At 69.1% G+C, this 26229-nt stretch carries 15 protein-coding genes and 1 pseudogene; 4 read left to right on the top strand and 12 right to left on the bottom strand.

The window, feature by feature from the left end; translation table 11 throughout:
- Nucleotides 1-91: 91 nt before the first annotated feature.
- Together ACQP0P_RS40260 and ACQP0P_RS40255 are read right to left on the bottom strand one after the other, a co-directional pair.
- The gene (locus ACQP0P_RS40260; protein ID WP_433366177.1) at nucleotides 92-2659 is read right to left on the bottom strand and encodes a NucA/NucB deoxyribonuclease domain-containing protein; all 2568 of its coding nucleotides are present in this window, start codon (nucleotides 2657-2659) and stop codon (nucleotides 92-94) included.
- Nucleotides 2660-2835: 176 nt separating this feature from the next.
- A complete protein-coding gene (locus ACQP0P_RS40255) occupies nucleotides 2836-4287 on the bottom strand; it encodes a PLP-dependent aminotransferase family protein (RefSeq protein WP_433366174.1) in 1452 nt (483 codons plus the stop codon).
- 180 nt (nucleotides 4288-4467) lie between these two features.
- Between ACQP0P_RS40255 and ACQP0P_RS40250 the strand changes: the two genes are divergently transcribed.
- Complete coding sequence (locus tag ACQP0P_RS40250; protein WP_433366171.1) at nucleotides 4468-5691, top strand: MFS transporter; 1224 nt, start codon at nucleotides 4468-4470, stop codon at nucleotides 5689-5691.
- A 44-nt stretch (nucleotides 5692-5735) separates the two neighbouring features.
- On the opposite strand, the gene ACQP0P_RS40245 is transcribed toward ACQP0P_RS40250, so the two are convergent.
- From ACQP0P_RS40245 to ACQP0P_RS40225, 5 genes are read right to left on the bottom strand one after another with little or no spacing between them, the layout of a single operon-like run.
- A complete protein-coding gene (locus ACQP0P_RS40245) occupies nucleotides 5736-5882 on the bottom strand; it encodes a hypothetical protein (protein WP_433366169.1) in 147 nt (48 codons plus the stop codon).
- A 6-nt stretch (nucleotides 5883-5888) separates the two neighbouring features.
- Nucleotides 5889-8006 (bottom strand): DEAD/DEAH box helicase, encoded by a 2118-nt coding sequence (locus tag ACQP0P_RS40240; protein ID WP_433366166.1) that lies wholly within the window; start codon nucleotides 8004-8006, stop codon nucleotides 5889-5891.
- A complete protein-coding gene (gene brxD / locus ACQP0P_RS40235; RefSeq protein WP_433366163.1) occupies nucleotides 8003-9310 on the bottom strand; it encodes a BREX system ATP-binding protein BrxD in 1308 nt (435 codons plus the stop codon). Before brxD ends, ACQP0P_RS40240 begins: the two co-directional genes overlap by 4 nt.
- Before the next feature lie 13 nt (nucleotides 9311-9323).
- Nucleotides 9324-12170 (bottom strand): BREX-2 system phosphatase PglZ, encoded by a 2847-nt coding sequence (pglZ, locus tag ACQP0P_RS40230; protein WP_433366160.1) that lies wholly within the window; start codon nucleotides 12168-12170, stop codon nucleotides 9324-9326.
- On the bottom strand, nucleotides 12167-16021 hold the full coding sequence (locus ACQP0P_RS40225; protein WP_433366157.1) for a hypothetical protein: 3855 nt from the start codon (nucleotides 16019-16021) through the stop codon (nucleotides 12167-12169). The genes pglZ and ACQP0P_RS40225 overlap by 4 nt, the downstream gene beginning before the upstream one ends.
- 634 nt (nucleotides 16022-16655) lie before the next feature.
- Here ACQP0P_RS40225 and ACQP0P_RS40220 point away from each other — a divergent pair.
- The 3 genes from ACQP0P_RS40220 (at nucleotide 16656) to ACQP0P_RS40210 (ending at nucleotide 21875) form a co-directional block, all read left to right on the top strand.
- Nucleotides 16656-19286: an SUMF1/EgtB/PvdO family nonheme iron enzyme gene (locus tag ACQP0P_RS40220; RefSeq protein WP_433366154.1), complete on the top strand. Its 2631-nt coding sequence runs from the start codon at nucleotides 16656-16658 to the stop codon at nucleotides 19284-19286.
- Nucleotides 19287-19337: 51 nt separating this feature from the next.
- Nucleotides 19338-20351, top strand: a complete 1014-nt coding sequence (locus tag ACQP0P_RS40215; RefSeq protein ID WP_433366151.1) for a queuosine salvage family protein — start codon at nucleotides 19338-19340, stop codon at nucleotides 20349-20351.
- Nucleotides 20352-20696: 345 nt separating this feature from the next.
- The gene (locus tag ACQP0P_RS40210) at nucleotides 20697-21875 is read left to right on the top strand and encodes a hypothetical protein (RefSeq protein ID WP_433366148.1); all 1179 of its coding nucleotides are present in this window, start codon (nucleotides 20697-20699) and stop codon (nucleotides 21873-21875) included.
- Here ACQP0P_RS40210 and ACQP0P_RS40205 read toward each other — a convergent pair.
- The 5 genes and pseudogenes from ACQP0P_RS40205 to ACQP0P_RS40185 form a co-directional block, all read right to left on the bottom strand.
- Nucleotides 21870-22346 (bottom strand): SIR2 family NAD-dependent protein deacylase, encoded by a 477-nt coding sequence (locus ACQP0P_RS40205; RefSeq protein WP_433382339.1) that lies wholly within the window; start codon nucleotides 22344-22346, stop codon nucleotides 21870-21872. The two genes, ACQP0P_RS40210 and ACQP0P_RS40205, sit on opposite strands and share 6 nt — an antisense overlap.
- Nucleotides 22347-23539 (bottom strand): annotated as a pseudogene (locus ACQP0P_RS40200) (RNA-guided endonuclease InsQ/TnpB family protein); the annotation flags it as partial.
- Between the two features lie 136 nt (nucleotides 23540-23675).
- Complete coding sequence (locus tag ACQP0P_RS40195; RefSeq protein WP_433366145.1) at nucleotides 23676-24011, bottom strand: hypothetical protein; 336 nt, start codon at nucleotides 24009-24011, stop codon at nucleotides 23676-23678.
- A gap of 41 nt (nucleotides 24012-24052) precedes the next feature.
- The gene (locus ACQP0P_RS40190; protein WP_433366142.1) at nucleotides 24053-24718 is read right to left on the bottom strand and encodes an NUDIX domain-containing protein; all 666 of its coding nucleotides are present in this window, start codon (nucleotides 24716-24718) and stop codon (nucleotides 24053-24055) included.
- A gap of 167 nt (nucleotides 24719-24885) precedes the next feature.
- Nucleotides 24886-25719 carry an ATP-binding protein gene (locus ACQP0P_RS40185; protein WP_433366140.1) on the bottom strand — a complete coding sequence of 278 codons (834 nt, stop codon included), beginning with the start codon at nucleotides 25717-25719 and terminating at the stop codon, nucleotides 24886-24888.
- Between the last annotated feature and the right edge of the window lie 510 nt (nucleotides 25720-26229).

The following is a 26229-nucleotide window of genomic DNA, read 5'->3' as shown; positions in this document are numbered from 1 at the left end:
TGCGAATACACCGCACTTCAGTGGCAGTACGAGAGCCCGCCCCGGACGCCTTGGTCAGCGAACGAGGCGGGCCCTCAGATCGGATCAGCGGTCAGTTGTGCACCTGCACCGATCCCGCGGTGATCTCCTGGGGATCGGCCAGGTCCAGGTCGTACTCCAGCGAAGGCCGGTTGTCGTAAAGCTTGGCCCGTACCGGGTAGGCCCCGGTCTTCAGGTCCCACACCACGAGCCTGAGCCGTCCGGGATCGTGGCCGTACAGGACGAAGCCTCGCCCGTCCGCCGTTTCGCCCTTCACCGCGAGCCGGTCGTCGGGGGTCACGACCAGCCATTCGAGCCGGTCCGATCTGAGCTTGAAGTCCGTTCCCTGCACGCGGACGGTGACCTTGCCGTTGCCCGGCTCAGGCCCCTGGTCGGCGGGCAGGTACTTCGGGTTGAACTGGAAGTGTGCCTTGCCCTCGATGGGGGCGGGCGAGGCGAGGTGGCCGCCGCCGGTGGCGAATCCGGCGTCGGGGTCGTAGGCCACCACCATGGTCTGCCGGTTCCTGGTGCCCAGGTCGTCGTCGGTGACGGTGACGCTGATCGTGTACATGCCGGGGTGGGCGTAGCGGTGCGTGCGGTCGCAGCGCTTGCCCGTGGCGGCGAACTCCTCCCTGACCCCGTCGTCCCAGACGACCACGCAGGTGTGGCTGTCGTTCGTGCCGGGGTCGCTGACCGGCACGGTGACGGTGACGTCGGTGCCGGCGGTGCCGGCGCGGTAGACCGACCACGGTTCGGGGCCGAAGCCGTTGAGGTCGGCGGTCGCCGAGCCGCGCAGCGAGCCGCCGGAGCCGGAGACCCTGGGGGCGACGTTGCGTACGGTCACGCTCGCGCGGTCACTGACCGGGCCGTTGACACCGTCGCCGGCCGTCAGCGTCGCCACGAACTCACCGTCGTCGTTGCACGTGACGGTGGTGCGGGCGGCGTGCGGGTCGGCCACCACGCAGGCGGCGCCCGCGTCGGTGCCGGAGACGGGGCTCACGGTCCAGGTCAGGGCGGGTGTGGACTCGCGGTCGTGGGCGTAGCCGTTGAGCGTGATGCGGGCACCCTCGTCACCGGTGACATCGGGCCCGGCGTTGACCGTGGGCGGTTCGTTGACGGGGGCGGGTAGCGAGCCGCCGCTGCCGCCGTCGGTGATGTTCACCCAGAACTCGTCCTGGACGGGCGCGTTGGGATCGGTCGAGGTGTGCAGGATGCGGTCGCCGGTGTAGTAGGCACGCAGCCTGCCGCCCGCGACGGAGTTCTGCCGCTGCGGTACGGGCCGGACCGAGAAGTCCCAGTCGGGGTGTGCGGCGCCCTCGATCGTGGAGGCGAAGGGGTACTCGTCGCACTGCTCGCCGGGCGGCTGGGGTGGCGTGGGCAACCACAGGTCGAAGTACCAGTCCCGCTCGGTGCCGGTGCGGTAGCAGGCGGCCTCCTTGTGCGCCTCGTTCGACCTGGCGACCGTGGTGTTCGCGGGGTCGTAGCGGTGCAGGCCCGGGTCGCTCTCGCTGCCCAGGCGGCCCGGCATCTTCTTGTCGCGCGGACTTGGCACGCCCGGCGGGACGAGGAGCGGGTAGGTGTCGTTGGGGAAGTCCTGGGCCGTCTTGATGTGGAAGGCGACCACTTCGAGATCCCGGTCGCCGGTGGAGTAGGTGATGTGCGGGAGCACCTCGCTGAAGACGCAGGCGTTCGGGGCGTGCTGGAAGTAGCCGGCCGAGTCACAGCGGATCATCCGGTCGGGAGTGTGGACGTCGTCGATCATCTTGAACTCTCCCTCCTCACCGGAGGTCAGCCTGATGAACCACCTGTGGTAGAGCACCTTGTCCTGGTAACTGGACTGGTCCTCATGGGAGTAGATATCCCACTTGGCCCAATTTCCGAGATCCCAGTCCCTCCAGGTGCGGTCGATGCCGGAGAACGCGCCGTGGCAGTAGGTCGGCGACTCCTGGCAGTCGCCGACCGCGACGAAGGACTGGCCGGGCGCGGTGACCCAGTTGTCGATCAGGCCCCAGTCGTAGTCGACCGAGTCCTTCTCGATCCTGAAGTAGATCCGGGCCTTGCGGGTCTGGTTGCTGGACAGGCCGATGATGTTGTACTTGGCCTCGGTCGTTCCTTCGTGCTCCGGCGGCTTGTTGGTGTGGATCTTCCAGTAGTCGAAGATCATCGTGCCGCGCTGGCAGTACTGGAACCTGTTGTGGATACGGCCGACCGCGCTCTCCGCACCCGGCAGTGACAGGCAGGTGTCGACGAAGCCGCTGTCGGGCTCGTCCGGCGGCTCGGCCAGGGCGGCGATCCTGCCCGCTTCCTCTTCGCCGTCACCGAACTCGGCGGAGTCGCGGTAGGACTTCTGACCGGTGGCGACCGCGACCTGCTTGGCCTCGCGCTGTGCCTGCTCCGGTGTGAGCGGCTCGGTCGCCTTCGCGACCTTGGTCCGTAACCGGTCCGCGGTGAGCGTGGTCCCGTCGGCGTACCTGAAGCTGACGCGGACCTCGCGTTCGGTCTTCGGCTCCTCGGTCGCTGCGGGCGTGACCGAGGGGGTGACCTGGGATGACTCTGCGATGGCCGGTGGCGTGAGTGCTGCCCCCAGCACGGCCACCAGTGCTAAGACCAGAATTTTTCGCTTCGAGCGACGTTTTCCCATGTGCCGTCCCTCTTCAGTTGAGGAAGATCGGTAAACGAAACGGCATTAACGTAACATTGACGATTTTGGTCATCAATACATAATTTTTCAGAATTTGACAGTGATTGTCAGTCCGAAAGGTGAAGGATTTCGGCCCAGCGCTAGACAGGAGACGTCGCCAAGCCACCCGAAGAACATCAATCCTGAGAGTCCGCCGCGGCGCGGAAGCTCTCCGCCAGGCGCCGTAGGCCCGGTTCGATCCGCTCCGCCGGGATGGCGCCGTACCCGAGCACCAGCCCCGACCGCGCGGGGGCCTCGCCGTAGTAGGGGGCGAGGTCCTGCAGCGCGATCCCCGCCTGGCTCGCGTACGCCGTGACGCGGTCCATGTCGACCCCGGCGTCCGAGGTCAGGTGGGCGCAGAGGTGCAGGCCGGCGGCCGAGGGGATCGGCTCCAGCCAGTCGCGGAAGTCCCGCCGGAGCGTGGCGAGGATCCGCTCGCGGCGGACCGCGTACTCGCGCGTCGCCTTGCGGACGTGCCGCCCGAGCAGGCCCTCGCCGATGAACCCGGCCAGCGCCGCCTGGGTGGGAAGCTCGCCGTGCCAGTCGGTGAGCTGCCTGGCCCTGCGGAGTGCGGGCTGGAGCGAGGCGGGGGCGATCAGGAAGCCCAGCCGCAGCATCGGCAGCATCGTCTTGGAGAAGGAGCCGACGTGGACGACGTGGCCGCTGCGGTCCAGGCTCTGCAGCGGTTCCAGCGGGCGGTCCTCGAAACGGAACTCGCTGTCGTAGTCGTCCTCGATCACCACGGCACCCCGCCGCTCGGCCCATTCGAGCAGCGCGGCGCGGCGGCCGAGCGACATCGGCGTGCCCAGCGGGAACTGGTGCGAGGGCGTGACGTAGACGAGGCGGGCGGAGTCGGGGAGGGCGGACACGTCCAGGCCCTCGGCGTCGACCGGTACCCCGGTGACCCGCGCGCCCAGTGACCGGAACAGCAGCCTGGCCGGCGGGTAGCCCGGTTCCTCGACCGCCACCCGGCAGCCGGGCTCGATCAGCACGCGGCCGATCAGGTCGAGCGCCTGCTGGGCCCCCTGGGTGACGAGCACGTCGGCGGCGCTCGCCCGTACCGAGCGGGAGATCCCGATGTGACGGGCGATAGCCTCCCGCAGGCCCGCGTGTCCGGAGGGGTCGCCGTAGCCGGTGGAGCGCACCAGCGCCGGGCGGAGCTCGCGGGTGACGAGCCTGCGCCACGTTTCGAGCGGGAACAGCCGGGCGTCGGGGACGCCCACCCTGAAGTCGTAGACCGGCTCGGTGGCCGGTTCGCTCGGCGGGGCGGGCAGGGACCGCCAGAGGTGGCGGGGGCGCACGCCGCTGCCCGCCGGCGCGGTCCGGGAGCGGGTGCGGGTGCGGCCGAGGGGTTCGGCGCAGACGAAGGTGCCCGCGCCGACCTGACCGACGAGGACGCCCTCGGCGGTCAGCCGCTCGTAGGCGACGGCCACGGTGTTGCGTGACACGCCGAGCCGTCGCGCCAGCTCGCGGGTCGGCGGCAGGCGCTCCCCGGAGCGCAGGCGGCCGTCGAGGACGGCGTCCAGAAGCTGCCGGTAGATGCGGACGGACAGATCGCCACGCCCGGCGAGGCTCACATGGAAATCCACCCGACCATCCTCGTATTGGCCCAATGACCTTGCCTTCTATTGGATCTTATATGGGGCCAATCCGCTCAGTAGAGTCACGCTGTTCCCCTCGCGGCGGGCACCCTTCCCGCTGCCGCCCTTCGCCTGACCTCCCGACGCCCGTCCCTCGCGGTGGCGAGTCGGTGACGACCAAGGAGCCACATGTTCAGCCGGATCATGCCGCCTTCCGGGCCGTCCAGGATCCTCGCCCTCGCGCAGCTGACCAACTCCATCGGAGACGGCGCCTACTACGTGTGCTCGGCGCTCTACTTCATCCGGATCGTGGGGCTGTCACCGACCCAGGTCGGCTTCGCGCTGACACTCGGCTGGGCCGTCGGGTTCGTGGCGGGGGTCCCGCTCGGGCACCTCGCCGACCGCCGGGGACCGCGCGGCACGGCGGTCCTGCTGGCCGTCGCCACCGCCGTCGCGGTCGGCTCGTTCCTGTTCGTCCGGTCCTTCCCGGCGTTCGTGCTGGTCGCCTGCCTGTACGCGATCTCCCAGTGCGGTCTCGCCGCCGCCAGGCAGGCGCTGCTCGCCGGGCTGGTGGACAGCGCGCGGCGGACCGGGATCCGGGCCCACCTGCAGGCGACGGTCAACGCGGGGCTGGCGGTCGGCGCCGCGCTCGGCGGGGCGGCGCTGCACCTCGACACCCCGGCGGCCTACCTGGCGGTCCTGACGGTGGACGCGCTGAGCTTCCTGCTCTCCGCGCTGATCCTGCTCCGCCTTCCTCCGGTGCCCTCCACGGCGGCCGCCGGAGCGGGCGAGCCGGCGCTGGCGGTGCTCAGGGACCGGCCGTACGCGCTGATCTCCCTCCTCAACATGATCACGCTGTTGAACATGCCGCTGCTCAGCCTGGTCATCCCGCTGTGGATCGTCCAGCGGACCCAGGCCCCGAACTGGACGGTCGCCGCACTGCTGGTCCTGAACACCCTGGGGGTCGTGCTGTTCCAGGTACGGGTGGCCCGGCGGGTCAGTGACCTGGAGACCGCCGCCCGGTCCGTACGGCGGGCGGGCGCGGTGCTGCTCGCCTCATGCGCGGTGTTCGCCCTGTCGTCGGCCGGATCCTCGGCGTGGGTCGCCGGGCTCGTCCTGCTCGTGGCCGCCTGCCTGCAGGTGCTCGGCGAGATGATGCAGGCCTCCGGCGCCTGGGAGATCGGATTCGACCTCGCCCCGGACGGCAAGCAGGGCCAGTACCAGGGCTTCTTCGGATCCGGTGCGGCGGTCGCCAGGATGCTCGGCCCGCTGCTGCTCACCACGCTGATCGTCACCTGGGGGACTCCGGGCTGGCTGGTGCTGGGCGGCCTGTTCCTGCTCTCCGGCCTGGCCATGGGACCGGCTGTGCGCTGGGCCCTGCGGACCCGGCGGCCGTCCCCATCACGCCTCTGAACCGCAGTGACGGAACCCCTCTGCGGGACGCCCGCCTTTGGTCGTCAGTGCGGCGTCACGGCGAAGCAGGCGGAGGCGTGCCCGATGGTGATCGTGATGCGGAGGTGCCCGTCGGCGGGGAGCAGAACGGAGCCGGGGTGGCTCCGGTCACGAAAGGGTGTGCCGTCGTCGAGCGAGACGGAGGTCGCCACGACACCTCAGCCGCTGGAGACGGAGAACCGGTGCTGCTGGTTCAAGGTGGCGTGGGCTCCGTCGAAGTCCGCCAGGCGGGCGGCCAGGGTGCGCTCGGCGAGTCGGGCGGGCAGGGCGGTGTTGAACTTCAGGCCCTCCAGGGCTCCGGGGTCGGGTTCCGGCAGGCACAGTCCTTCGGCCGAGTCCCGCAGGGCGGAGGTCCAGCTTTCCCTGGACACGTCTGTCCGAAGGCGCAGCCAGGCGTCGGTTACCTGCTGCCTGGGGTCGGCCACCGAGGCGAGCGTGCTCCGCAGGGTCAGGTTGGCGCGATACCCGGCCCAGGTCCACCAGCGCACGTCGTCCCCGCGCACGATGACCGAACCGCCGGGGTGGACGACGTCCAGATGCCGTTCCCGCGCGCCGGCCAGCGCGTCGACGGCGCGACGGGTCAGCCGTACGGGAGGGTCCGCGCCCAGGAGCACTTCCCGGATGGCCTGCATGAGCTGGAAGGACGTCCCCCGTGGCAGGCCGCCCGACTGCCAGCGGGCGCGCCCGCCGCGCTCCGCCGCCTCGACGAAGCAGCGGCGGCGTTTCCAGTCGATCCAGGTGACCTGCCAGCTCCGGCCGGCGAGCAGGAGCAGCCGGGGCCCCTCGCGGTGGTCGCAGAGCAGCGACGGGTCGATGCGACCGATCTCCGCACGGCCGTGCAGGACCGTGAACTGCGGTGACGCCGTGAAAACGGTGGTGAGCTCCATGAAGTGGCGGTGCCCGAACGCCTTTTCGGCGGCCGGGCCGATGAAGAGCATGCCACCGTCGGTGTCGACGAACCCCGCCGAGACGAGGTGCCGCAGGATCGGTGCCGCCTCGGCACCGAAGGGTTCGAGGCCCGGCCACCACTCGGGCCAGGTACGGTCTCCGATCCGGTACTCCTGCAGGCACAGGGCGAGGAGCTGCTGCGCGACGATGTGCCTCGGTTCGGGCGGAGGCGTGACCGGCTCGACCCAGTGCCGTCCCCAGAGACGGAGCAGCCCCGAGGCCCGGAGCAGTCCCTGCTCGTCGAGGGCGAGGAACAGGCAATTGCGCGTGGAGCCGGGGCGCCGCCCGGTGCGGCCGACACGCTGAAGGAAGGAGGCCACGGTGGAGGGCGCGTCGATCTGGATGACCCGGTCCAGGTCGCCGACGTCTATGCCCAGCTCAAGGGTGGAGGTGGCGACGATGACGCAGTCCCGGCCCTCACTGAAGGCGTGCTCGGCCCGGCGGCGTTCCTCGACGGACAGCGAGGCATGGGAGAGGAACACCGTCACGCCCAGCGCACGCAGCCGGGTGCCCAGTTCCTCGACCAGTTGCCGGGAGTCACAGAAGACGAGCCGTTTCTCCCCTTGGTGCAGCGCGGCGATGACCTTGGCCGCGTTCGCGACGGAGCCCACGTGGTCGAGTTCGACATCACCCGGAGGCGGGCCGCCGAGGGAGCCTTCGAACGATGCGCCGGATGGCGAGATGACCTCTCCCGTACGGTTCCCGCGGCTCGATCCCTGGAGCCAGGCCAGCAACTCGGTGGGGTTGCCGACCGTCGCGGACAGACCGACACGCTGGATCGGACGTCCCGCGACGCGGGTCAGTCGTTCAAGTACGCACAGCAGATGCCAGCCCCGGTCGTCACCCGCGAAGGCGTGTACCTCGTCCACCACGACGGCCCTCAGCCCGGCGAAGATCACCGAGTGGTCCACCTTGGTACTGACGAGCATCGACTCCAGGGACTCCGGCGTGGTGAGCAGGATGTCGGGCGGGTCGCGCAGGATCGCGGCCCGCCTGGACGAGGTGACGTCGCCGTGCCAGAGGGCGACCCGGCGCCCCAGCCATTCCGCGTACCGCTCCAGCCGGGGCAGCAGGTTGTTCAGCAGCGCCTTGATCGGGCACACGTAGAGGACCGAGACACCCGTCCAGCGCTGCGCGGCCATCGCCGACAGCAGCGGGAATGCGGCCGCCTCGGTCTTGCCTCCCGCCGTGGGCGCGAGCAGCAGGGCGTCCTGTCCCGAGGCGAGCGGCCCCAGCGCCCGCTGCTGGAGGGGGCGCAGCGACGGCCACCCGAGCGTGTTGACGACATGGTGCGCCAGCGTGGGGTGCAGCTGCGCCGGATCGTTCACAGGTCCAGTTCCACGGTGTCCGCCGACCTCGCGTTCCGCTCCACCTCGGTCAGCTCCGAGGCGGCCAGGGTGAGCGCGTAGTGCCGCCGGGGGTCGAACTCCTCGAACTGGTCGACGCGGTCCATGACGTCGACGAGCTTGCGCAGGAACAGGCGCGGCGCGACCCCCACCTGGCCGCCCAGCTCTCCCGTCACCGCGCGGCCAAGATCCGTCAGGTAGCCGTCGTCCACGACCGAGGCGATCCGGCCGGGTACGGAGGCTCCACCGGCGTAAAGGTCACGGACCCTGGTCCCCAGCTCGCCGAGGGAGTCGAGGGTGAAACCCGGTAGCCGGATCTGGATGGCCCGGGGGTTGTCGAAGCGTGGATCTCCGCTGAAGTCGGTGGCCAGCCGCTGCGCGAGGGGCGCCAGCCGCTGCGCGCCCTGCGGCCCCTCGAAGAAGGCGGGCGTCCCGGTGATCAGCAGGTAGAGGCCGGGGAAGCGGCCCGAGTGGACCTCGTCGATGAGCTGCCGCAGCGAGTTGAGCGCCTTGTCCCGGGCGTCGGACCTGACCCGTTGCAGGGTCTCGACCTCGTCCAGCACGAGTACCAGGCCGGGATGGCCGGAGTCGCGCAGCACGGTCAGCAACCCCTGGACGAAGCCCAGCGCGCCGAAGTGGTCGAGATCGCCTCGGACACCGGCCGTGCGACGTGCGGCGGCGGCGACGTTCGGCTGGCCGCCCAGCCAGGCCAGGATCGCGTCGGCGGTCGCCGCGTCCCCGGCGGCCGAGGCACCCCGGTAACCGCGCAGGGCCGCCGCGAAGGTGGGGGCGGACCGGCTCACCCCGGCCAGCCGCTCGGCGAGCAGTTCCTCGACCGCCTGCCCGAGCTCCGAGGGGTCGGCGCCGGCGGCGAGCGCGTCCTCTTCGAGCACGTAGAACCACGCGTCCACGACGGGCCGCAGGGCGCTGGGCGGGTAGCTCGCCGTGCAGAGGCGTTCGGTCAGTCGCCGGTAGACGGTTTCCAGCCGGTGCAGCGGGGTCTCGTTCTCCGAAACCTGGACCTCGGCCGTCGCCATGCCCCTGCGCTTGGCCTGTTCGGCGAGCCAGCGGGTGAAGAAGGTCTTCCCCGAGCCGTACTCACCCCTGACCGCCTTGAAGACCGAGCCGCCGGAGGCCAGGGTGTCCAGCTCGTCGCCGACGGTGTCGCCGAACCGGCCGAGGCCGACCGCGAGCAGGTCGAGACCCGCCTGCGGCACGGCACCCTGCCGGAGCGCGTCGATCACCTCGCGCCGCCGGACGGCGCTCACCGACACGTCTGCTGTCACGACGGCCGTCCTCTCACTTCCTCGGGTTCCCGAGCCCGAACTGCTCTCTCAGCAGATGTGCGTCGAGCCGGGCGCTCCGGCCATTGTCGGTGATGGAGAGCACCGGATAGTTGTCGACGTTGAGGATCCGCTGGAGCGTGGCGACGAACCCCGCCGCCCGCACGGTGTGCTCCCCCGCGCTCTGGGCCACGACCGGAAGGGGGAGCGGGCCGCCCGCGTCCAGCAGGGCGAGCAACACGGCGTGGATCTTCGCCTTCGGCACCCTGCGCGGCATCATCTGGTGTTGCGCCGTGAACAGTTCGGTGGCGAGCAGGCCGGTCACCAGGGTCTCGTTCGGGTTCGAGGCCGCGGGTTCGTCGAACGCGGCCGAGCCCGCCCCCTCGTCGAAGTCGTCGAACAGCGTCGGGCCCTGTGCCATCTGCGGGGCCTTCCTGCCCTTGGGACGGGGTCCGGCGGGGGCCTGCGGTACCGGAGACGGCGGGGGCACCGGCTCCAGTGACCACCATTCGGGACGCTGGTCGGGCAGGGCCCGCCACCCGTCGGGCACCGAGGAGCCGAGCGGGAGGAACGCGAGCAGCGGGACCGTGACCTCGGCCAGCGAGGCACCACCGTGGTAGCCGGCCTTACTGGGCAGGTAGCGCAGGCAGGGGTCCCAGAGCGCGACGAGACGCCCGCCCGCCACCCTCGGACCGGCGAGCTCCACCTCGCCTTCGCCGACCGGCGCTCCGGCGTCGCGGTGGCGGGCCGAGCGGGGATCGGGGACGGTACGCAGTGTGCCGCCCCGCTCCAGTACGTGGCCGTGGTCACTGGTCAGGATGACCGCTCTGCCCTGGAGCCGGGCGTGGTGCAGCAGGGTACGCAGGATTCCGACGTCGGCCACCCCCCACGCGTCGTCGACCCGCCCCCTGCCCTTGTCCAGCGTGTCGTCGATCGTGTTCAGCACCACGCCGACGTGCGTCGACACGTCCTCCAGCGCCGTGGTCAACTCCTCTCCCAGGGATTCGCCCGCAGCGCCGGAGAGGCTGCCCTTGTGGAACAGCCGGACCGTCCGGCCTCTCCAGAACGGGTGGTTCTCGAACGCCTTGCGCTCCTCGGCCGCGCCCCCCGTGACGAGGCGGGCGGCGAACAGGCTGGCCCGGGAGACCCTGGTCAGGGTGGGGATCGCCGCCACCACCGCGCGCCTGCGCGCCCGGCCTCCGGAGCCCGGCACCGGGTCGTACTCCTCCCAGTTCCGCTCGCGGAGCTCCTCGGCCAGCTCGGTGGCGACGGCGGCGCTCATCCCGTCCAGGACGACGAACAGCAGCGGACGGCCCCGGTCGGACCTGTCCGCGACGAGGGGCGCCACCACGCGCGGGAGCACGGTGTCGACGGTGAGCAGGTCACCGGGTCCGGTGGCGGTCCAGGCGGCGAGCTTCGCGGCGAACGCCCTGTTCAGCTCGTGTCCCCGGGCGTGGACGAGGTCGTGGAGCCTCCGGTACGCCTCCTTCAAAGGTCTGTGGTGCGGCTCACCGAGCCAGAGGTCGTCGCGGGCACGGTCGACCCAGCCCCACTCGTCGATCTGTGCCTGTACGGCCGGGCCGACGCCGCTGACCCGCTCGGCCGTGACATGTGGCCGTACCAGCCACTGGAGGAGTCGCTGAGCCATCTCGGCGCGGCGCACCCGGTGGCTCTCCGCCCTGGCGAGCACGTGCGTCCGCAGTCCCGCGACCGTGTCGGCCAGCACCGCCAGGCTTGGTGCGGAGCGCTCTTCGAGCGCCGCCGACAGCGCGGACGCGACGTCGTCGATTCTGTCCTCGAAGCCGGAGCCGAGCAGGTCGCTGTGCCGGGCGGCGGCCCTGGCGCCGAACTGGACGACGAGCTTTTCGGCCCGTTCCAGGGTGGCGTGCGCCAGGCGTGCCTCGCCCGCGTCACCCCCGTCGCGGAGCAGCCAGGCCACGAAACGTTCGGCGGTGGCGGCGAAGGCGCGGATGCTCGCGTCCTCCACCGAGGGGTGCGGGCCACCGCGCGCGGACGTGTCCGCGCTCATGGCCGAGATGTAGGCGAGCGCGCCCCCCTGGGCACGCTGCGCGACGCCCTCCGCGGAAGGGGTCCAGAGGGCGCCGCAGACCAGGCCCAGCGCGAGGGCGTCGGCGGCGTGGCCGCCGTCCACGAGCTGGAACAGCACATCGACGGTGCTGCCGGCGGTCTCACGGAGCCACGACCGCAGGCCCTCGCGCTCGGCCTCCCGCAGGCCGCGGAACGCCTCCACCGCGGCGGGGTCCGAACTCCAGAGCAGCAGCGCGGCGGCGCTCAGCTCGTCGGCGCCGACGCCCAGCCGGTCGAGGCGGTCGAGGCGGAGCCGCCGGGCCGCGAGCTGCCCGAGCGCGGTCTCCCGGGTCAGCATGGCGCCGGTCAGGCGTGGCCACCCGCCGGGAGGCATCGCGTCGATCAGAGCCTCGGCCGCCCAGCCCTCCGCCACCAGCCGGGGGTCCGTCCGCTGGGCGCCGAAGCTCTCCTCGACCAGCCGCCAGGGCTCCACCACGAAGATCCGCTGCCGGATCACCCTGCTCAGCAGACCGACTCCGAGCGTGCTCTCCTCGGCGTCGGTGAGTACGACCAGTACGGAGCCGTCGCCACTGTCGTCGCGGTCCAGGTGTGTCGTGACCTGCTCCATGACCGCCAGGGGCGATACGCACGCGGCGATACGCACGGTCCGCCCGTTCAGCGTGGTCTCGTCCGCGCCCGCCCAGTCGGGGGCGGCCCGGATGAGCAGCACCCGCTGGTCACTCTTGGCGTACCTGCGCAGCAGCCGGGCGGCCTCCTGTTCCAGGGCGGCGGTCGTGATGGGCAGCGGCCGGGAGACGACCGGGGCCGGGCTCACCGGCGGGGGACCGATCGCATGGAGATCTCGACGTCGGCGCCGGGATCCGCCTTCGCGAGGGCGCGCGCCTGGGTGAGCAGATCGGTGAGCCTCGACTCCAGGTCGGGGCCGGCCTCCGCGAGGGTACGGGCGTCCGTGATCAGCCGCGACAGCCGCTCCTCCAGCCGTGAGACCGGCCCGCTGTAGATGACCTCCGACTGAGGGCCGGGTGGGGGCTTGGGAACGGGGCCGGGACCGATGGGGTCCGGGCGGCGGCGGATCGCCTCGCGGATCAGGTCTCCCGCGGCCGAGCCCGCCCTTTCCAGCGCCGGGGCCAGCGGGAGGGTCAGCTCGTCGGCGAGCGCCACCTGGCGCAGCTCGCCGATGATCAGCGCGGCCCTGGCGCTGAACGGCTCGCCCAGGTCGGCGAGATGGGCGAAGTTGTCCCAGCGAGCGGTACGCAGGGCGGTCACCACCGCCGCCGCGCTCTTGATGCTCCTGCCCACCCGCTGCGGGGCCTCGCCGACGTCGGCGGACGCGAGCTGCTCGATGATCTCCAGCTTGCCGTGCCGCGACCCCAGCCCGTCGAGCAGGTCGGCGGCCTGGCGGGCGGTCCGCAGCCGCCCCTCCCGCGCGTCGAGGCCGAGTCCGAGCAGGTCCCCGCGGTTCTCCAGCTCGGTCACCAGATCGTGCGCGTTGTCGCGGTGGCGGCGCGCGTCGTCGGAGAGCTCGCGGGCGAAGAGCCCGGCCAGCCGCGCCCGGCGCGCGGCGGGAGGGTTCCGGCCGAAGATCTCCATCGCCCGACGGCGCGCGGTCTCCCAGACCTCCTCGCCGGGCAGGCTCTCCTCGCGGAGCGCCATGTCATCCCTGATCTGGGCGAGCTCGGGATTGACCGGGCCGCCGTGCTGGGTCCAGGACCGGTCGGTCTGCTCGGCGAAGCAGGCGATCACCAGGTGGGCGACGAGCCGGTCCAGGCCACGCCGTTCCGGCCGGTCGATCCAGTCGAGCAGCACGGGGATCTTGAGGTCGCCGGTCACCCGGTCCTGTGCCGCGCACCGGTTGAAGTGGCCGCGCCAGTGCGAGCCGAGGACGAACGCGGCCTCGTGCATCTCGCCGAGCAGCAGCGGGTTGGCGACGCGGCGCACCGTGGCGCGGTGCGGCTTGTCGACCTCCACCCGCCCGTCGGACGCCTCGACGGCCTTGCGGACGTAGTCGAGCACCAGCCTGGCGTCGGCCGCCTTCACCACGGCGGCGCCGCCGACGCGGTCGGGGTCGAAGTCGGGGTGGGCGGGAAACTGGCAGGTCAGCATCTGCCCGGCCAGGCCGGCCATCGCGTCCGCCAGGGACGCGCCGGAGGGCAGGCGGGGGTTCAGCTCCTCCGACAGCGAGAGCAGGTGGTCGTCGAAGCCGGTGACGACGTCGCCCTGCTGCTTGCCGGTCAGGCCGTACGCCTGCCGGAGTGTCTCGGCCAGCTTGTTCGAGAGCACGACGCCCTGGCCGGTGAGGGTCTGGCGGGCCCGGTGCCGGTCGGTGGGGTTGAGATCCTTGGCGACCTCGTCGAACCGCTTCCCGTGCAGGGCGTACTCGATCGTCACCAGCCTGCGCAGGTCCTGGGTGCGCTCGGCGGACAGGGAGGCGGGCACCCAGCAGAGCGTGCAGTCGCGGAAGCCGTTCGCGAACATGAGCTGCACCCGGTTGCGGTCGTCGGCGGGGGTGTAGTCGCCCTCGTCGAACGGGTAGTCGACGATGACCCGCCAGCTGGTCGGGTCGGCCGGGTGGAAGGCGTCGTCCCTGAGGTCGTCGTGGTCGCGGATGTTGCCGAAGACGACCTCCACGGACCGCCTGCTGCCGCGCCAGGCGAGCTCGAACCGGTCGCCGCCGTACTGCTCGGTCTCGGTCACGCCCAGCTCCTTGTACAGGAGCTTCCTGATCAGGTTCTTCCTGGTGCCGGTGGTGTCGGCTCCCGCGTTGCGGGCGTTGTCCAGGATGGAGTCGATGTCGACGCCGACGAGTTCGAGGCCGACCCCCGGATCGTCGGCCTTGGCGAACTTGATCTCGTTGAACTGACCGGCCCACTCCTCGACCTTGCGTGCCACCAGCCCGACCTCGCCACCGGAGATCGGGCTGGTGACGCTGCCGTGGTTGAGGGCGGCGAGGCGGCTCGCGGTCAGGTTGTGCAGCGCGGGCACCGTCGGCGCGAGCGCGGAGAGCAGCAGCGTCTTGATCAGCCGGTCGTCGCCGGTGAACGCCCGTACCCGCCCGGCCGGCCGGGGGTCGGTCTCGGTGCCACGCCGCACCCTGGCGATCTCGTCCTCGGTGAGGTCGCCGTAGCGGCCCAGCAGGTACGGGCGGAGCTTGGTGTCGTACAGCTTCTGCGCGGCCTCGAACTCGACCTTGAGCTTCTGGGTGAACGGTTCGTCGCCGCCCTCGGAGATCACGTCGTAGAGGTCGCCGAGTGGGATCAGGTCGCCCAGCCGCAGGTCGTCACGGCGGCGGATCAGGATCCGACGCATCAGCTTCAGCGCCGTACGGGAGCGCTGGAGCGCGCTGGAGATGTGGACGAGGGTGTCCATGAAGGCGGGGCTGAAGGGATAGGTCCTGCGGAAGGCATCGATGTCGGCGCCGGTGGCGTTGCCGGAGCCGAGCAGGGTGTCCCAGACCTCGCGCCGGACCTTGCTGGTCTGGTCGAACGCGCGGGCCAGTGCGGTGGCGGCCGCGTCGTCCTTCGCGGAGAGCAGTCGCTGCTGGGCGATCACCGGCAGGTCGCGGTCCTCCAGCGTGATGGTGTCGAAGCGGCTCTTGGCCAGGTCGAGCGTGTCCTGGAAGCCCAGCTCGACGGCGCCGACCACCTCCTCGCCGATCAGGTCGCGCAGGTCGCGCTGGCGGGCGATGAGGCTGATGACCGGGATCGGGCGGGTCGCGTCGCCGGACTCCACGAAGTTCGTGATCTTCTGTACCTCGCGGGACACGAACTTCGGATCACCCACCGAGTTGGTGAGCCAGAGGACGAGCTCGTCGAGAAAGAGGATCAGCGCGTCGTAGCCGAGGTCCTTGGCGTGCCTGCTGATCTCCAGCAGCCCTCGGTCCAGGGAGACAAACCCCTCCGCGTCCTCCTTGGCGTTGGTGAAGAACCCCGTGTTCCAGGTCTGCAGCAGCTCGTTCACCAGCCTGCGCCGGAGCTCGTCCTCGGCGGTCAGCACGATCGGATGCTCGTCGTGGCCGTCGGAGGCGTCGGCGTGGGACCCGGCGAAGGCGGAGTCGAGCTGCCCGGGGGTCCAGGACGGCCTGGGGTCGCCCCACTCGTCGACCTCGTCGCCACCGGGGAGCCCCTGGATGAACGCCTCGTCGCCGATCCGCGCGCGCAGGTGGGCCGCCTGCGCCAGCAGGGCGTCGGTGCGGTGCACGGAGGGGATGGGCGCGTCGGGTTCGAGGGAGCGGACGTAGTCGACGTAGCGTCCCAGCACCCGGTGCTCCAGCGACTTGGCGTCGAGCAGGTGGAACGGTACAAGCAGGAAGCGCCTGCCGACCAGCCAGTCGTGCTCGGCCAGCAGTCCGGCGAACTCCACCCGCTCTCGCGCGGCCTTCTCCCCGCGCAGCAGCGCGTGCAGCACGGCCATGAAGTGGGATTTACCAGCGCCGAACGACCCGTGCAGGTAGGCGGCCTTCGAACTGTGCCCGGTGACCGCCGCCTTGATCAGCCCGAGGGCCTTGCCGAAGTTCGCGACCAGGTCCTCGGTGATGACGTAGTCGCGAAGCGTCGACTTGGCGTCGGTCACCCCCTCGGCGAGCTTGAGCACGAAATCGCTGTCGCTCATCCCCTCGGGAATGTCGATGAACTCCCGAAGCAACGGCGGCTGGTGTGGCGTTGTCATGTCCCTCACTTGTTTTGACCTGCGACAGGCGATTTCTTGAACTCATTAAGGTATCCGCGGGATGACGCCGTGGGGAAGGTCGTTCGCTGGAGTGTTATGCCCGGTTGCCGGTAACTCCGGAGAGCGGGTGATATTGTGCGCCTAGTCAGAATCGTCGTCGGGTGTGCAACTCACGACTATCCGGAGCAGCAACTTTGTTGCTGTAGTGCGGTTTGTGAACTTTCGCGTACTGACGGGCCGGTGGTGTCATATGCGAAGATTGCCGGCGGAACTCCTGGAAGCCGCAGCTGCGGGAGAGGTCGTACCCGTCGTCGGCGACGGGCTGAACACGGGGCGCCCCCGGGGGCCGGCCACTCCTGAGCAGATGGTGACAGCACTCGCCCGTCGGCTGGGTGGCGATGCGCCGCGACATCTCACCCACCGTGACCTCCCGATCCTCGCCTCGCAATATGAGGCGCTGCGCGGGCGACATGCCTTGGGCCGGCTGATTCGAGAGGAACTGGGGGCCACGAATCCGGAAGTCGGTGAGGAACTCGTGCTCGCCGCGAAACTGGCCACAGAGGCACTTATATCCACAAGTGTCTCATATAGCGCTGAAATAGCGTTGAGTGCAGCCGGTCGCAATCAGCACACCGTGATCGCCGATCCCGTCAACGCTGCCTACGCGACAGACGATCACCGCCCCTGGCTCATCAAACTCGCCGGTTGCGTCTCCCAGCCGGATTCACTCGTCGTCAGCCAGGACCGGCTCATGTGGCTTTCGACGGCGATCGACCAGGTCGGCATCATCGTGCGAGGAATCCTGGTGACCAAGACTCTGGTCTTCGTCGGATACCGCCTGGACGATCCCTATCTGGAAATGGTCCACACCCTGCTGCAGACCTCGCCGACGTACTCCCGGCGTCGGTACATCCTGGCCGAGGAGGAGTCGGAGGCGTCGGCCGCGGTGTGGCGCCACCGCGGGTACGACCTCGTCTCAGGCCCTGTGCGCCGGTCGCTGTCGCAGTTGGCACAGCAGGGGACCCCGCGTGGACGTTCGCTCCGGGTGCCGACCGCTGAGCATCCCCGGACACGGACGAAACCGTTCAAGTTCCTTGACTACTTCACGGAAGGGGACTCCGAGGTCTTCTTCGGGCGCGACGCGGATTCCGCGCTCATTGCGGCGATGGTCGCGAGCAGCCCTTTCGTGCTCATCACCGGTGTGTCCGGTGTCGGGAAGACCTCGCTGATAAACGCGGGCCTGGTGCCGAGGTTGCATGCCCAGGGGTTCGACACCTACACCGTCCGGGCACTCCAGCATCCGGCGACGGAGATCCTCTCCGCCATACGCCCTCAGGGTGACGAGTCCTCGGAGGGAAAGAATCTGTACAGCGAGCTGCGAGCGGCGCTTCGCGACCGGCCGACGGTCGTCGTCATCGACCAGTTCGAGGAGTTCTTCATCCGGGTGGGCCCGGACTCACGCGCGGAGTTCGCCCGGCAGCTTGACGAATGCCTCACCGGTGACCTGCTCGACCTCCGCGTGGTCGTGGTCATCAGGGAGGACTTCCTGCACTGCCTGCTGGAACTCGAACCACCCATGGACGCCGTCTTCAAGAATCGCTACTGGGTGCGGCGGCTGTCCCACGCCCAGGCCACGGAGTTCCTCTCGGCCACGGCACGGCGTTTCGGCATAGAGACGGAGGCCGACCTGCTCGGCCGGCTTCTCCGTGACCTGGATGACGGCGGGATCGATCCGGCGCATCTCCAGATCGTCTGCCACATGCTCCACCGGGCCGGCTCTCCGGATTCCGGCGTGCTCCGGCTCGCCACCTACGAACGGCTGGGCGGAACCCCGGGGATTCTCGCCGAATACCTCGACCACACGCTGGAGGATCTCGGTCCGGACCGCAGGGAGACGGCGAAGGCCGTGCTGAAGTGCATGGTGTCGGCCGATCAGACCAAGGCGGCGATGACCGCCAAGGAGATCGAACGCGACACCATAACGCGTCGCCTCGGCATCTCCGCCGAGACCTTGCAGGACGCCTTGCAGGAACTCACGAACAGGCGTGTCATCCGGCCGATCCACGGACGTGACCGACTGTACGAACTGGCCCACGACATCCTGGCCCGCAAGATCTGGGCCTGGATCGAGCCCGAGGACGTGGAGCGGAAATACGCGCGGCAGATCCTGAATCAGTCGGTGATGGACTTCGACCGGTTGGGAGTCCTGCCGGGCCAGATCCAGTGGACCACGATCGAGAGACATCGGGAGGAACTCGACCTCACACCCGGCCAGGCACGGCTGATGCTGCTGGCCGCTCTCGACCGTGATGAGGATGTCGACTGGTGGGCCGAGATGGCCGTCACCTCCGGCCTCGACATCTGGCAGGAGTTTCACCGGATCGTGGCGGCACCCGATCCGGGGCTTCAACTGGCCGTGCTGCACTGGCTGTCCGGAACGCGGGCCCCCGCCGGACACGAACTTCTGAAGCGCGCCCTGAGCAGTGAGTATCCGGCGACCCGCCGTACCGCCGGCAGGATGCTCGCCGCAGAGGATCATCCACCGCCGGTGGCCGACATGTTCGTCACGATAGCGGGCGAGGAGTTCGTGTTCGGTACGGATGACAGTAGATTCGAGCATTCTCGACCGGAATATCGTGCCTATGTATCGCCTTTCGCCATCCAGCGCTTTCCCGTCACCAATCTCGAATATTTCCAATTCATCCGGGCCGCCGGGCTCCGCTCGCCGGAACACTGGCGCGGTGAGGCGCCGCCGAAACGCATCACGGAGCATCCGGTGACCCAGGTGAGCTGGCACGAGGCAAATGCCTACTGTCGCTGGTACAGGAGTGAATCCGGAATTTCCGTCCGGCTTCCGACGGCGGCGGAGTGGGAGATGGCGGCAGGTTGGGATCCCGTTGGCAAGGTGAAACGACTATGGTCGTGGGGCGACGACCATGACCCGAAGAAAGGAAACACGCGAATCGGAGGCCCCGGGCAAACCACTCCGATCGGGCAATATTCCCCGGCGGGTGGTGACAGTCCCTATGGGGTCGCCGATATGTGTGGAAACACCTTCGACTGGGTGCAGGACTGGTGGGCGCCACAGCATGACATCGACCGGACACACAATCCGGCCGGTCCGGAGCAGGGAGAGCACAAATGTGCCCGCGGCGGTTCGTGGGCGGGCTCCGCGGAAGGGGCCAGCGCGGTCAGCAACAAATACTCCCTCGCCCCGGAGACCCGTAACGAATACGTGGGATTCCGCATGGCGTACTCCCTTTGAAACCGAGGGCGATCGTCCGGAATCAGCCTAGCGTGAACTGGGAGGCCACTCATGGCGCATGCAATGGAGACGGGCACTGTTGTCATCGATGAGAACAGGATCAGGCTCCTGGCCGGAACTCTCGGGCGGCTACCGTTGGCCGCGGACTTCTCCGCGCAGCTGACCCCGCAGGTGGAGGTCGAGGACGAGACCGCCTTTCGGGCGTATCTATGGGCGTCTGCCATATGCCACGCCACGAAGGGCGGCCTGGCGGGGTATTTCTCGGGAAACTACTACAAGGGCTGGGACTTTCTGCTCAGGGCCTTCACCCGGCAGGCGGTCGAAAGCCCCGGAACGCTGAGCCCCGAGGCGATGGCGGACATCACGGAGGCCGGGCTTACGGCCATCCTCGTCGAGCACGCCGAGGAGGCGGAGGTCAAGCTCGCCGACCTGTCCCGACGTGCGGAGATACTCCGCACCACCTCATCAGAGCTGCTGCGTGCCTTCGGGGGCAGCGTGAGTCTCCTGCTTGAGGAGGCGGGGCACGCCGTCGGCGGTGACAGCGGCGTCTACGCCCTGCTGGAGCGGCTGTCCGCTTTCCGGGACCCCCTGTACAAAAAGAGCAGTGCCTTCCTGATGACCGTTCACTTCTCCGGCCGATGGAAGATAGCGGATCAGCACAACATTCTGCCGATGATTGACTACCACCGGATGCGAATCCTGCTCCGTACCGGCTGCATCACGGTTCTGGATGACGACGTCGCCCGTCGGCTTCGCGACCAGCGAAAGGTGAGCCCCGCCGTGGAAACGGTCGTCCGGGAGGTTTCGATGCGGGTGTGCAGCGAGTTGCCGGGGCTCGCGGGTATGCCCATGTTCGATTTCGACGTGCTGCTGTGGGCACACGCCCGCAGCTGCTGCAGGAACGCCCCGCTCTGTGTGAGCCGACAGGTCGAGAACGACTCCTTTCACTCCTACCTGGCATCCCCCACCCCGAATCGGTGTGTCTTCGAGAGCTGGTGTCCGGGAAAATCGGATGCGCGATCTCGTGATCTCTGGGAACCGGTGGTGGCCACCGAAAACTATTGAGCGGCCTGTGGCCGGGGATGACTCTCACGTTCGTCAAGGAATCCCTTCCGTTTTTCTCCGGTTACCGGTCTCCATACGCCCTTGACGCCACACAGCCCGCGGGCGACGATTGATGTTCAGGAGCCCTGAGCGGAGAATCGGTTGTGGCATCGAGATCAACTGCGCGAAATCTCATCGGCCGTTGCTCCGTCGCTCCACAATTTCACCTACACCTACCCTCCTCCCTATTTCGCTCGCGAACTGAGCACCCCGGGGGGCCTTGACCGCCGTGTCCTCGGTGAGTTCGCTGACTTCAGCATGTACCTGCATATTCCCTTCTGCCGGATCAACTGCAATTTCTGCAGCTTGCACAGGAGTCTCCTTCGTGACGACGGGGAGCTGGAGAGCTACCTTTCGGCGCTGCTCAGGGAATTGGACGATTTCGGTGACCACCTCGGGACTCTGGGGTCTCCGCGGATGTCCGCCCTCTACATCGGAGGCGGGACGCCTAGCGTTCTGCGGGTCGAGCAGCTGAACAGGCTCCTTGACCGGGTCGCCGTGTTCGCGCCGCGGGGCGTATCGGTGGAGGCCACGATCGAGTGTGCCCCCGACGCCGGTCGTGATGCCGCCTACTGGGCCTCGTTCCTGGGGGCACTCGCCACGCGGACCCGCCTGCCCATTACCAGGATCAGCGTCGGTGTACAGGCGTGGAGAGACCACGCGCTGCGAAGAATGGGACGCGGTAGCACGAAGCAGGCGGTCATCGAGCTGCTGAGGGCCGCGGACGGCCTTCTTCCCAGCTACAACGTCGACTTCATCCTGGGCTACCCGCGGGAGGAGTGTACGGTGGCGGGCCAGGCCGTGGAGATCCTGGAGGCTGTCCACGATCTTCGAGAGCTGGGGTTCTCACTTCCGAGTGTGAGCGTCTACCAGCTGTGGGACGTGGAGGAGATCCCCGTGCTGCGGCGCAGGCAGCATGAGATGCCGAGTGCCGACGCGGTGATCGAAGCACTCTGGACGATCCAGCAGGGGCTCTACGGCATGGGCTACGTTCCGGGGGCGGGGACCACGTTCGTCCGCGGCGAGGAGCACCGGCACCGCTGGACGGTGCACAGGTGCAGGGAGTTTCGCCATCTGGGCTTCGGCTCGGGCAGTTACTCCTTCCTGCCGGGTGGGTTCGTTCAGCGCAGACGGGACGTCGACGGCTACAAACGGGTGTTGTCAGCGCCTCGCGTCTCCTGGACGGAGATCGACGATCGGTTGAACACGGTGTTCCGGCTGACGGCCGAGGATGTCGAGATCCGCCGGATCATCGTGGGGCTTCGCTCGGGGACGCCCCTGCCCCTGGTGGAGGCGGGTGCCGTGGAGAGCCTCCGGCTCGGGGAGCTTCGGGACAAGACGCGCCGTCTCTGCCGGTCGGGAGTCCTGGAGGAGCGGACGGGCATGATCGCGCTTTCGGAGGACGCCTTCATGCTGACCAACGCCGTGTCCGCGTTCCTTCACCCCGCGGACGTGCCACGAAACTCCGCCGGGTTCGCCCTATGACGGCAGCCCGGTCGCCCTGGCGAGTTCGGCGGCGAAGTCCTTCGCGTCCCGGTCGATGACATCGAGCCGCTGTTCGTGCCAGACGCTCACGGCCGTCGCGGCCGGGCGTAGTTGAACCGCGTAGGCGCGCCGTTGCAGCGGGCCGAAGTGGCGGCCGAGCGTGTAGTAAAGCCGCTTGAAATCGGGGTCGTTCAGTCCGTAGCCCAGGAACAGCAGCGTCTTCGTGGCGAAATAGCCGTTGAGCACCGATGCGATTCCCGGCTGGACGGAGAACAGGTCGTAGTAGTCGCGATCGGTGACCACGATCGTGTCCGGTCGGGTCAGCGTCCCGTGGATCTTCAGCACCGGCACCGACCCGGAACGGATGAAGGGCAGTTCGCTGTCGGTGACGACCACGCTGTGCGCGATGCCCAGTGAGCTGAGCGACTGCTCGTTGACATCCTCCCCCTCGTAAACGAGGGGGATTCCCACGGTCGCCCGTGAGGGTTCCTGCTTCACCGCCAGTCGCCCGCCAGGAGAAATCCCCTTTGAGGTCTTACACCGGCTCCACAGGCGTTTTACCTCTCCGCCAGCCCGGCGGCGAGGATGTTCTTCGCGGCGTTGACGTCCCGGTCATGGGCGGCGCCGCAGGCACACACCCAGTCCCGGACGCCCAACGGCATGGACCGCTGGATCGCCCCGCACGCCGAGCACAGCCTGGAGGAGGGGAACCAGCGGTCCACGACGAGGAGTTCCCGCCCGTACCAGGCGGCCTTGTACTCCAGCATGGACCGCATCCGACGCCAGCTCGCATCCGAGATCGCGCGGGCCAGGCTGTGGTTCCTCACCATGTTGCGCACGGTGAGGTCCTCGATCACGACCGTTTGGTTCTCACGGACGAGACGAGTGGTGACCTTGTGCAGGTGATCACGGCGCCGATCACCGATCCGGGCATGGACGCGGGCGACCTTGAGTTTCGCCTTCCGCCGGTTGTTCGACCCCTTCTCCGTGCGGGCGAGGCTGCGCTGAGCCTTGGCCAGGCGCTTGCGGTCGGCCCGCTCGTGCCCGGGGTTGACGATCTTCTCCCCGGTGGAGAGGGTGACCAGGGCGGTGAGGCCCGCGTCCACCCCAACCGTACTCGCGGCCGGGGGGAGCGGGGTGATGCGCTCCTCGACCAGCAGGGACACGAACCAGCGCCCGGCCGCGTCCCTCGACACGGTCACCGTGGACGGCTCGGCCCCCTCGGGCAGCGGACGCGACCACACGATGTCCAGTGGCCCGTTCATCTTCGCGAGGGTGATCCGGCCGTCCTTCCATCGGAAGGCGCTACGGGTGTACTCGGCGCTCGCCCGGGACTTCTTACGGGACTTGAACGTGGGGTACTTCGCGCGTTTGGCGAAGAAGTTGGAGAACGCGGCCTGCAGGTGGCGAAGCGCCTGCTGGAGCGGGACCGAGGACACCTCGGACAGGAACGCGAGGTCCTCGGTCTTCTTCCACGCGGTGAGCGCGGCCGAGGACTCCACGTAGGAGACGCGGCGGCCTTCCTGGGTGTAGGCGCGGGTGCGGTGTTCGAGGGCTTTGTTGTAGACGAGGCGGGCGCAGCCGAACGTGCGAGACAGCTCCGCTGCCTGCTCGTCCGTCGGGTAGAAGCGGAACTTGAATGCCCGCTTCACGATCTGCGCCATGTTTCACACCCTACTGCAAGATCAGTTAAGTGTTGGGTGGGGTGGGTCGTGCGGGTCCAGGCACGCTCAGGCGCTAGAGCGCCTTCCCGCTCCCGTTTCCTTCCCGGCCTGAAGGCCGGGGTATCCACGGGAGTTATTAGATGAAATGGTCCCAGTTCGTTGAGACGAAGGCGGCGAACGGCTGCCCGCACAGCGTGCGATGCGTGCTGGTGGGGGCAGCCGGCACATGCTCGACACGATCGAGAAGAAATGACAGGAGAGCGTGTCTTCCCCGCAGGGCGGAGTAGGTGGTGGAAACCTCCGTCAGATCATCGGGGTTGCCGTCGAAGTCGTCCAGGCGGGAGGCGAGGGCGCGTGCCAGCTGGGATCCGGTGGGCAGGCCGCCGAGGGCGGAAAGTCCCGCACCACAGAAAGCGACCACATCCCCGCTCTGGACTGATTCGACGAGTTCCAATGGGATGGGCGGGATCACGGCCCAAGTGTAGCCAGCCGCCCCTTCGAGCAGATGGCCCTTCAACGACCGGTGAACACATCGTTGTGGAGGCGGTTGTGAACGATCGACGGGGCCGTGACGTCCTGCGACCCCCACCGTCCCGCACCGTCACGCGCCCGGATGGAAGAGGACGGACGGGAGTCGAGCGCTCCGGGCACGGGAACCGCCTGGGGGGCACGGCACTCGGCGAAGAATCGCAGCGCGACATCCAGATCGTCGAAGAAACCGTCGATGAAGGTGAGTTCGCCCGACTCTCGTTTGGCGATGAGCGCCGCCGGATGCTCATAACCCACCCAATCGACCTCTGCCGGATCTATTTCGTCCCGACGCGGATTCTCATCCGTCTCGCCTGTGAACAGATATCGGTAACGGTCGTACGGATTGATTCCCCGGTGCAGCACGTGAAGGTTGTGCAGTGAGACGCCGAGTTCTTCGCGGGTCTCCCGGTGTGCGGCCTCGTGAGGGGTTTCTCCGGAGACCACCGCACCGCAGACATGGTCGATGTCCCCCGGATTCACATCCTTGGTCAGAGAGCGTCGATGAATGAGTATCTGGCCGATTCCGTTGAATATGACCACGATGACAATCGACAGATAAAGACCTTCGTAACGACCGGCGTCCTGGCGCGGAACTGCTCGCTTGACCACGTGCCCTTCGCCATTTACAAGATCAACCGTTTCGGTCATCGGCCGATGATACATCATGGCCTCGTTGTGCGGAGTCAAACGCTGTCGCATTTATTGCTTGATAGGTACTTATGTGGCTATCGGTATTCGTACGCCTCTCCGCCCAGGCGTACGTGACCGCAATCGGCCCCAGCGGGCCGCGGCCGGGCGGGCTCGGGGCTGCGGTCTCAGCGGTTGCCGATGGAGAGACGCCAGCGGGCCCAGACGGTTTTGCCGGGGTGGTGGGGGAGGGGGGTTACGCCGGTGTCGTGGGCGAGGGCACTGACGATGGTCAGTCCGCGGCCATGCAGGGACTCGGGGTCGAGGGTGAGGTGGCGGGGTTGTCCGGGGCCCCGGTCGGTGACCTGGATCTGGAACTCGTCGGCGTCGGCCCACAGGGAGAGCCTGACCACGGGCTCGCCGTGGATGATCGCGTTGGCGAGCAGCTCTCCGGTCACCAGGACGGCGTCGTCGACGAGGTGGTGCAGCGCCCAGGCGACGAGGGTCTCGCGCACCATGGCGCGGGCCTTGCCGACGATCGGCAGGTCGTGCGGCAGGTCCCAGCAGACGGTGCGCGGGTCGTCCGGGAGTTGCTGATCGGCTGACGCCTGCGGTTCGTACGGGGCATGCGGGCGGTCCACAGCCTGGAGATGGTCCAAGGTCTGTGTGTGGTCCACGGTCTGCGGGGGGTTCGGGGGGTGTGGTGTGTCCGGGGTCTCGGGCATGGTCCCTCCTTGGGGTGGTGGTGTGCTGTGTTCGGCCTCGCGCATCAGGGTGCGTAGTTCGTCGGCGGTGCGGGCTCGCACGGTCAGGGGTTCGGGGGCGGTCCAGCCGGCGACGGCGTGGAAGTGCCGGGTGCCGGGGCCGTACCAGACGGTCCAGGCGGGCTCGATCTGGTCGAGTTGCTCGGCGGCGGCCCGTTCGGCCGGGTCCCAGGGCTGGGAGCCGACCTGCTCGGTGACGGTCCCGCGCCGATGCCTCCCGCTCTGCCGGGGGCGGGGCTGGGGCTCGCGTCCGTTCATACCGTCGCCCCCTGCCGGTATGGGGTGTGCTTGCCGGAGGGGGGACGGGGACCCGGCGGCCGTCCTCGCCGGTACGGCACGGCGGCCGTAACCACGGGCTGCTCCGGCCGCCGGTGTCGGCCGGGGGAGACCTCCGGGAGTCGCACCGGGGAAACGACGGGAGCTGTGGGACCGGGGATCGAACGGATGGGGGTCGCGACCGGCGGGTGGCCGGAGAGGTTGAGGCGGCGGCGGACGGTCATCCGGGCGTGGACCTGGGCGGGGGTGGGCTGCTCCCAGTGGTGGTGGGCGCGGTGCGGCAGGCTGGCGGCCTCGTGTGCGTACGGGGGATGACCGCACCAGCGACAGCCGAGCGGCATCGGCGGCTGGTCGGCATGCCAACGGACCCGAATCGGCCGGGGGATTCCTCTAGGGTGGTGCATCAGGTCGGACCTCCACTGTCCGGTCGAGGGGCTCGTCCCGGCCTGTGATGCCGTGACGGGTCCCGCTTTCGTTTCTGGGGCGAGGACT

The sequence above is a fragment of the Streptosporangium sp. CA-115845 genome, from assembly GCF_050943795.1.
Classification (GTDB): Bacteria; Actinomycetota; Actinomycetes; order Streptosporangiales; family Streptosporangiaceae; genus Streptosporangium.
This window is presented reverse-complemented; position numbering and strand designations above follow the sequence as displayed.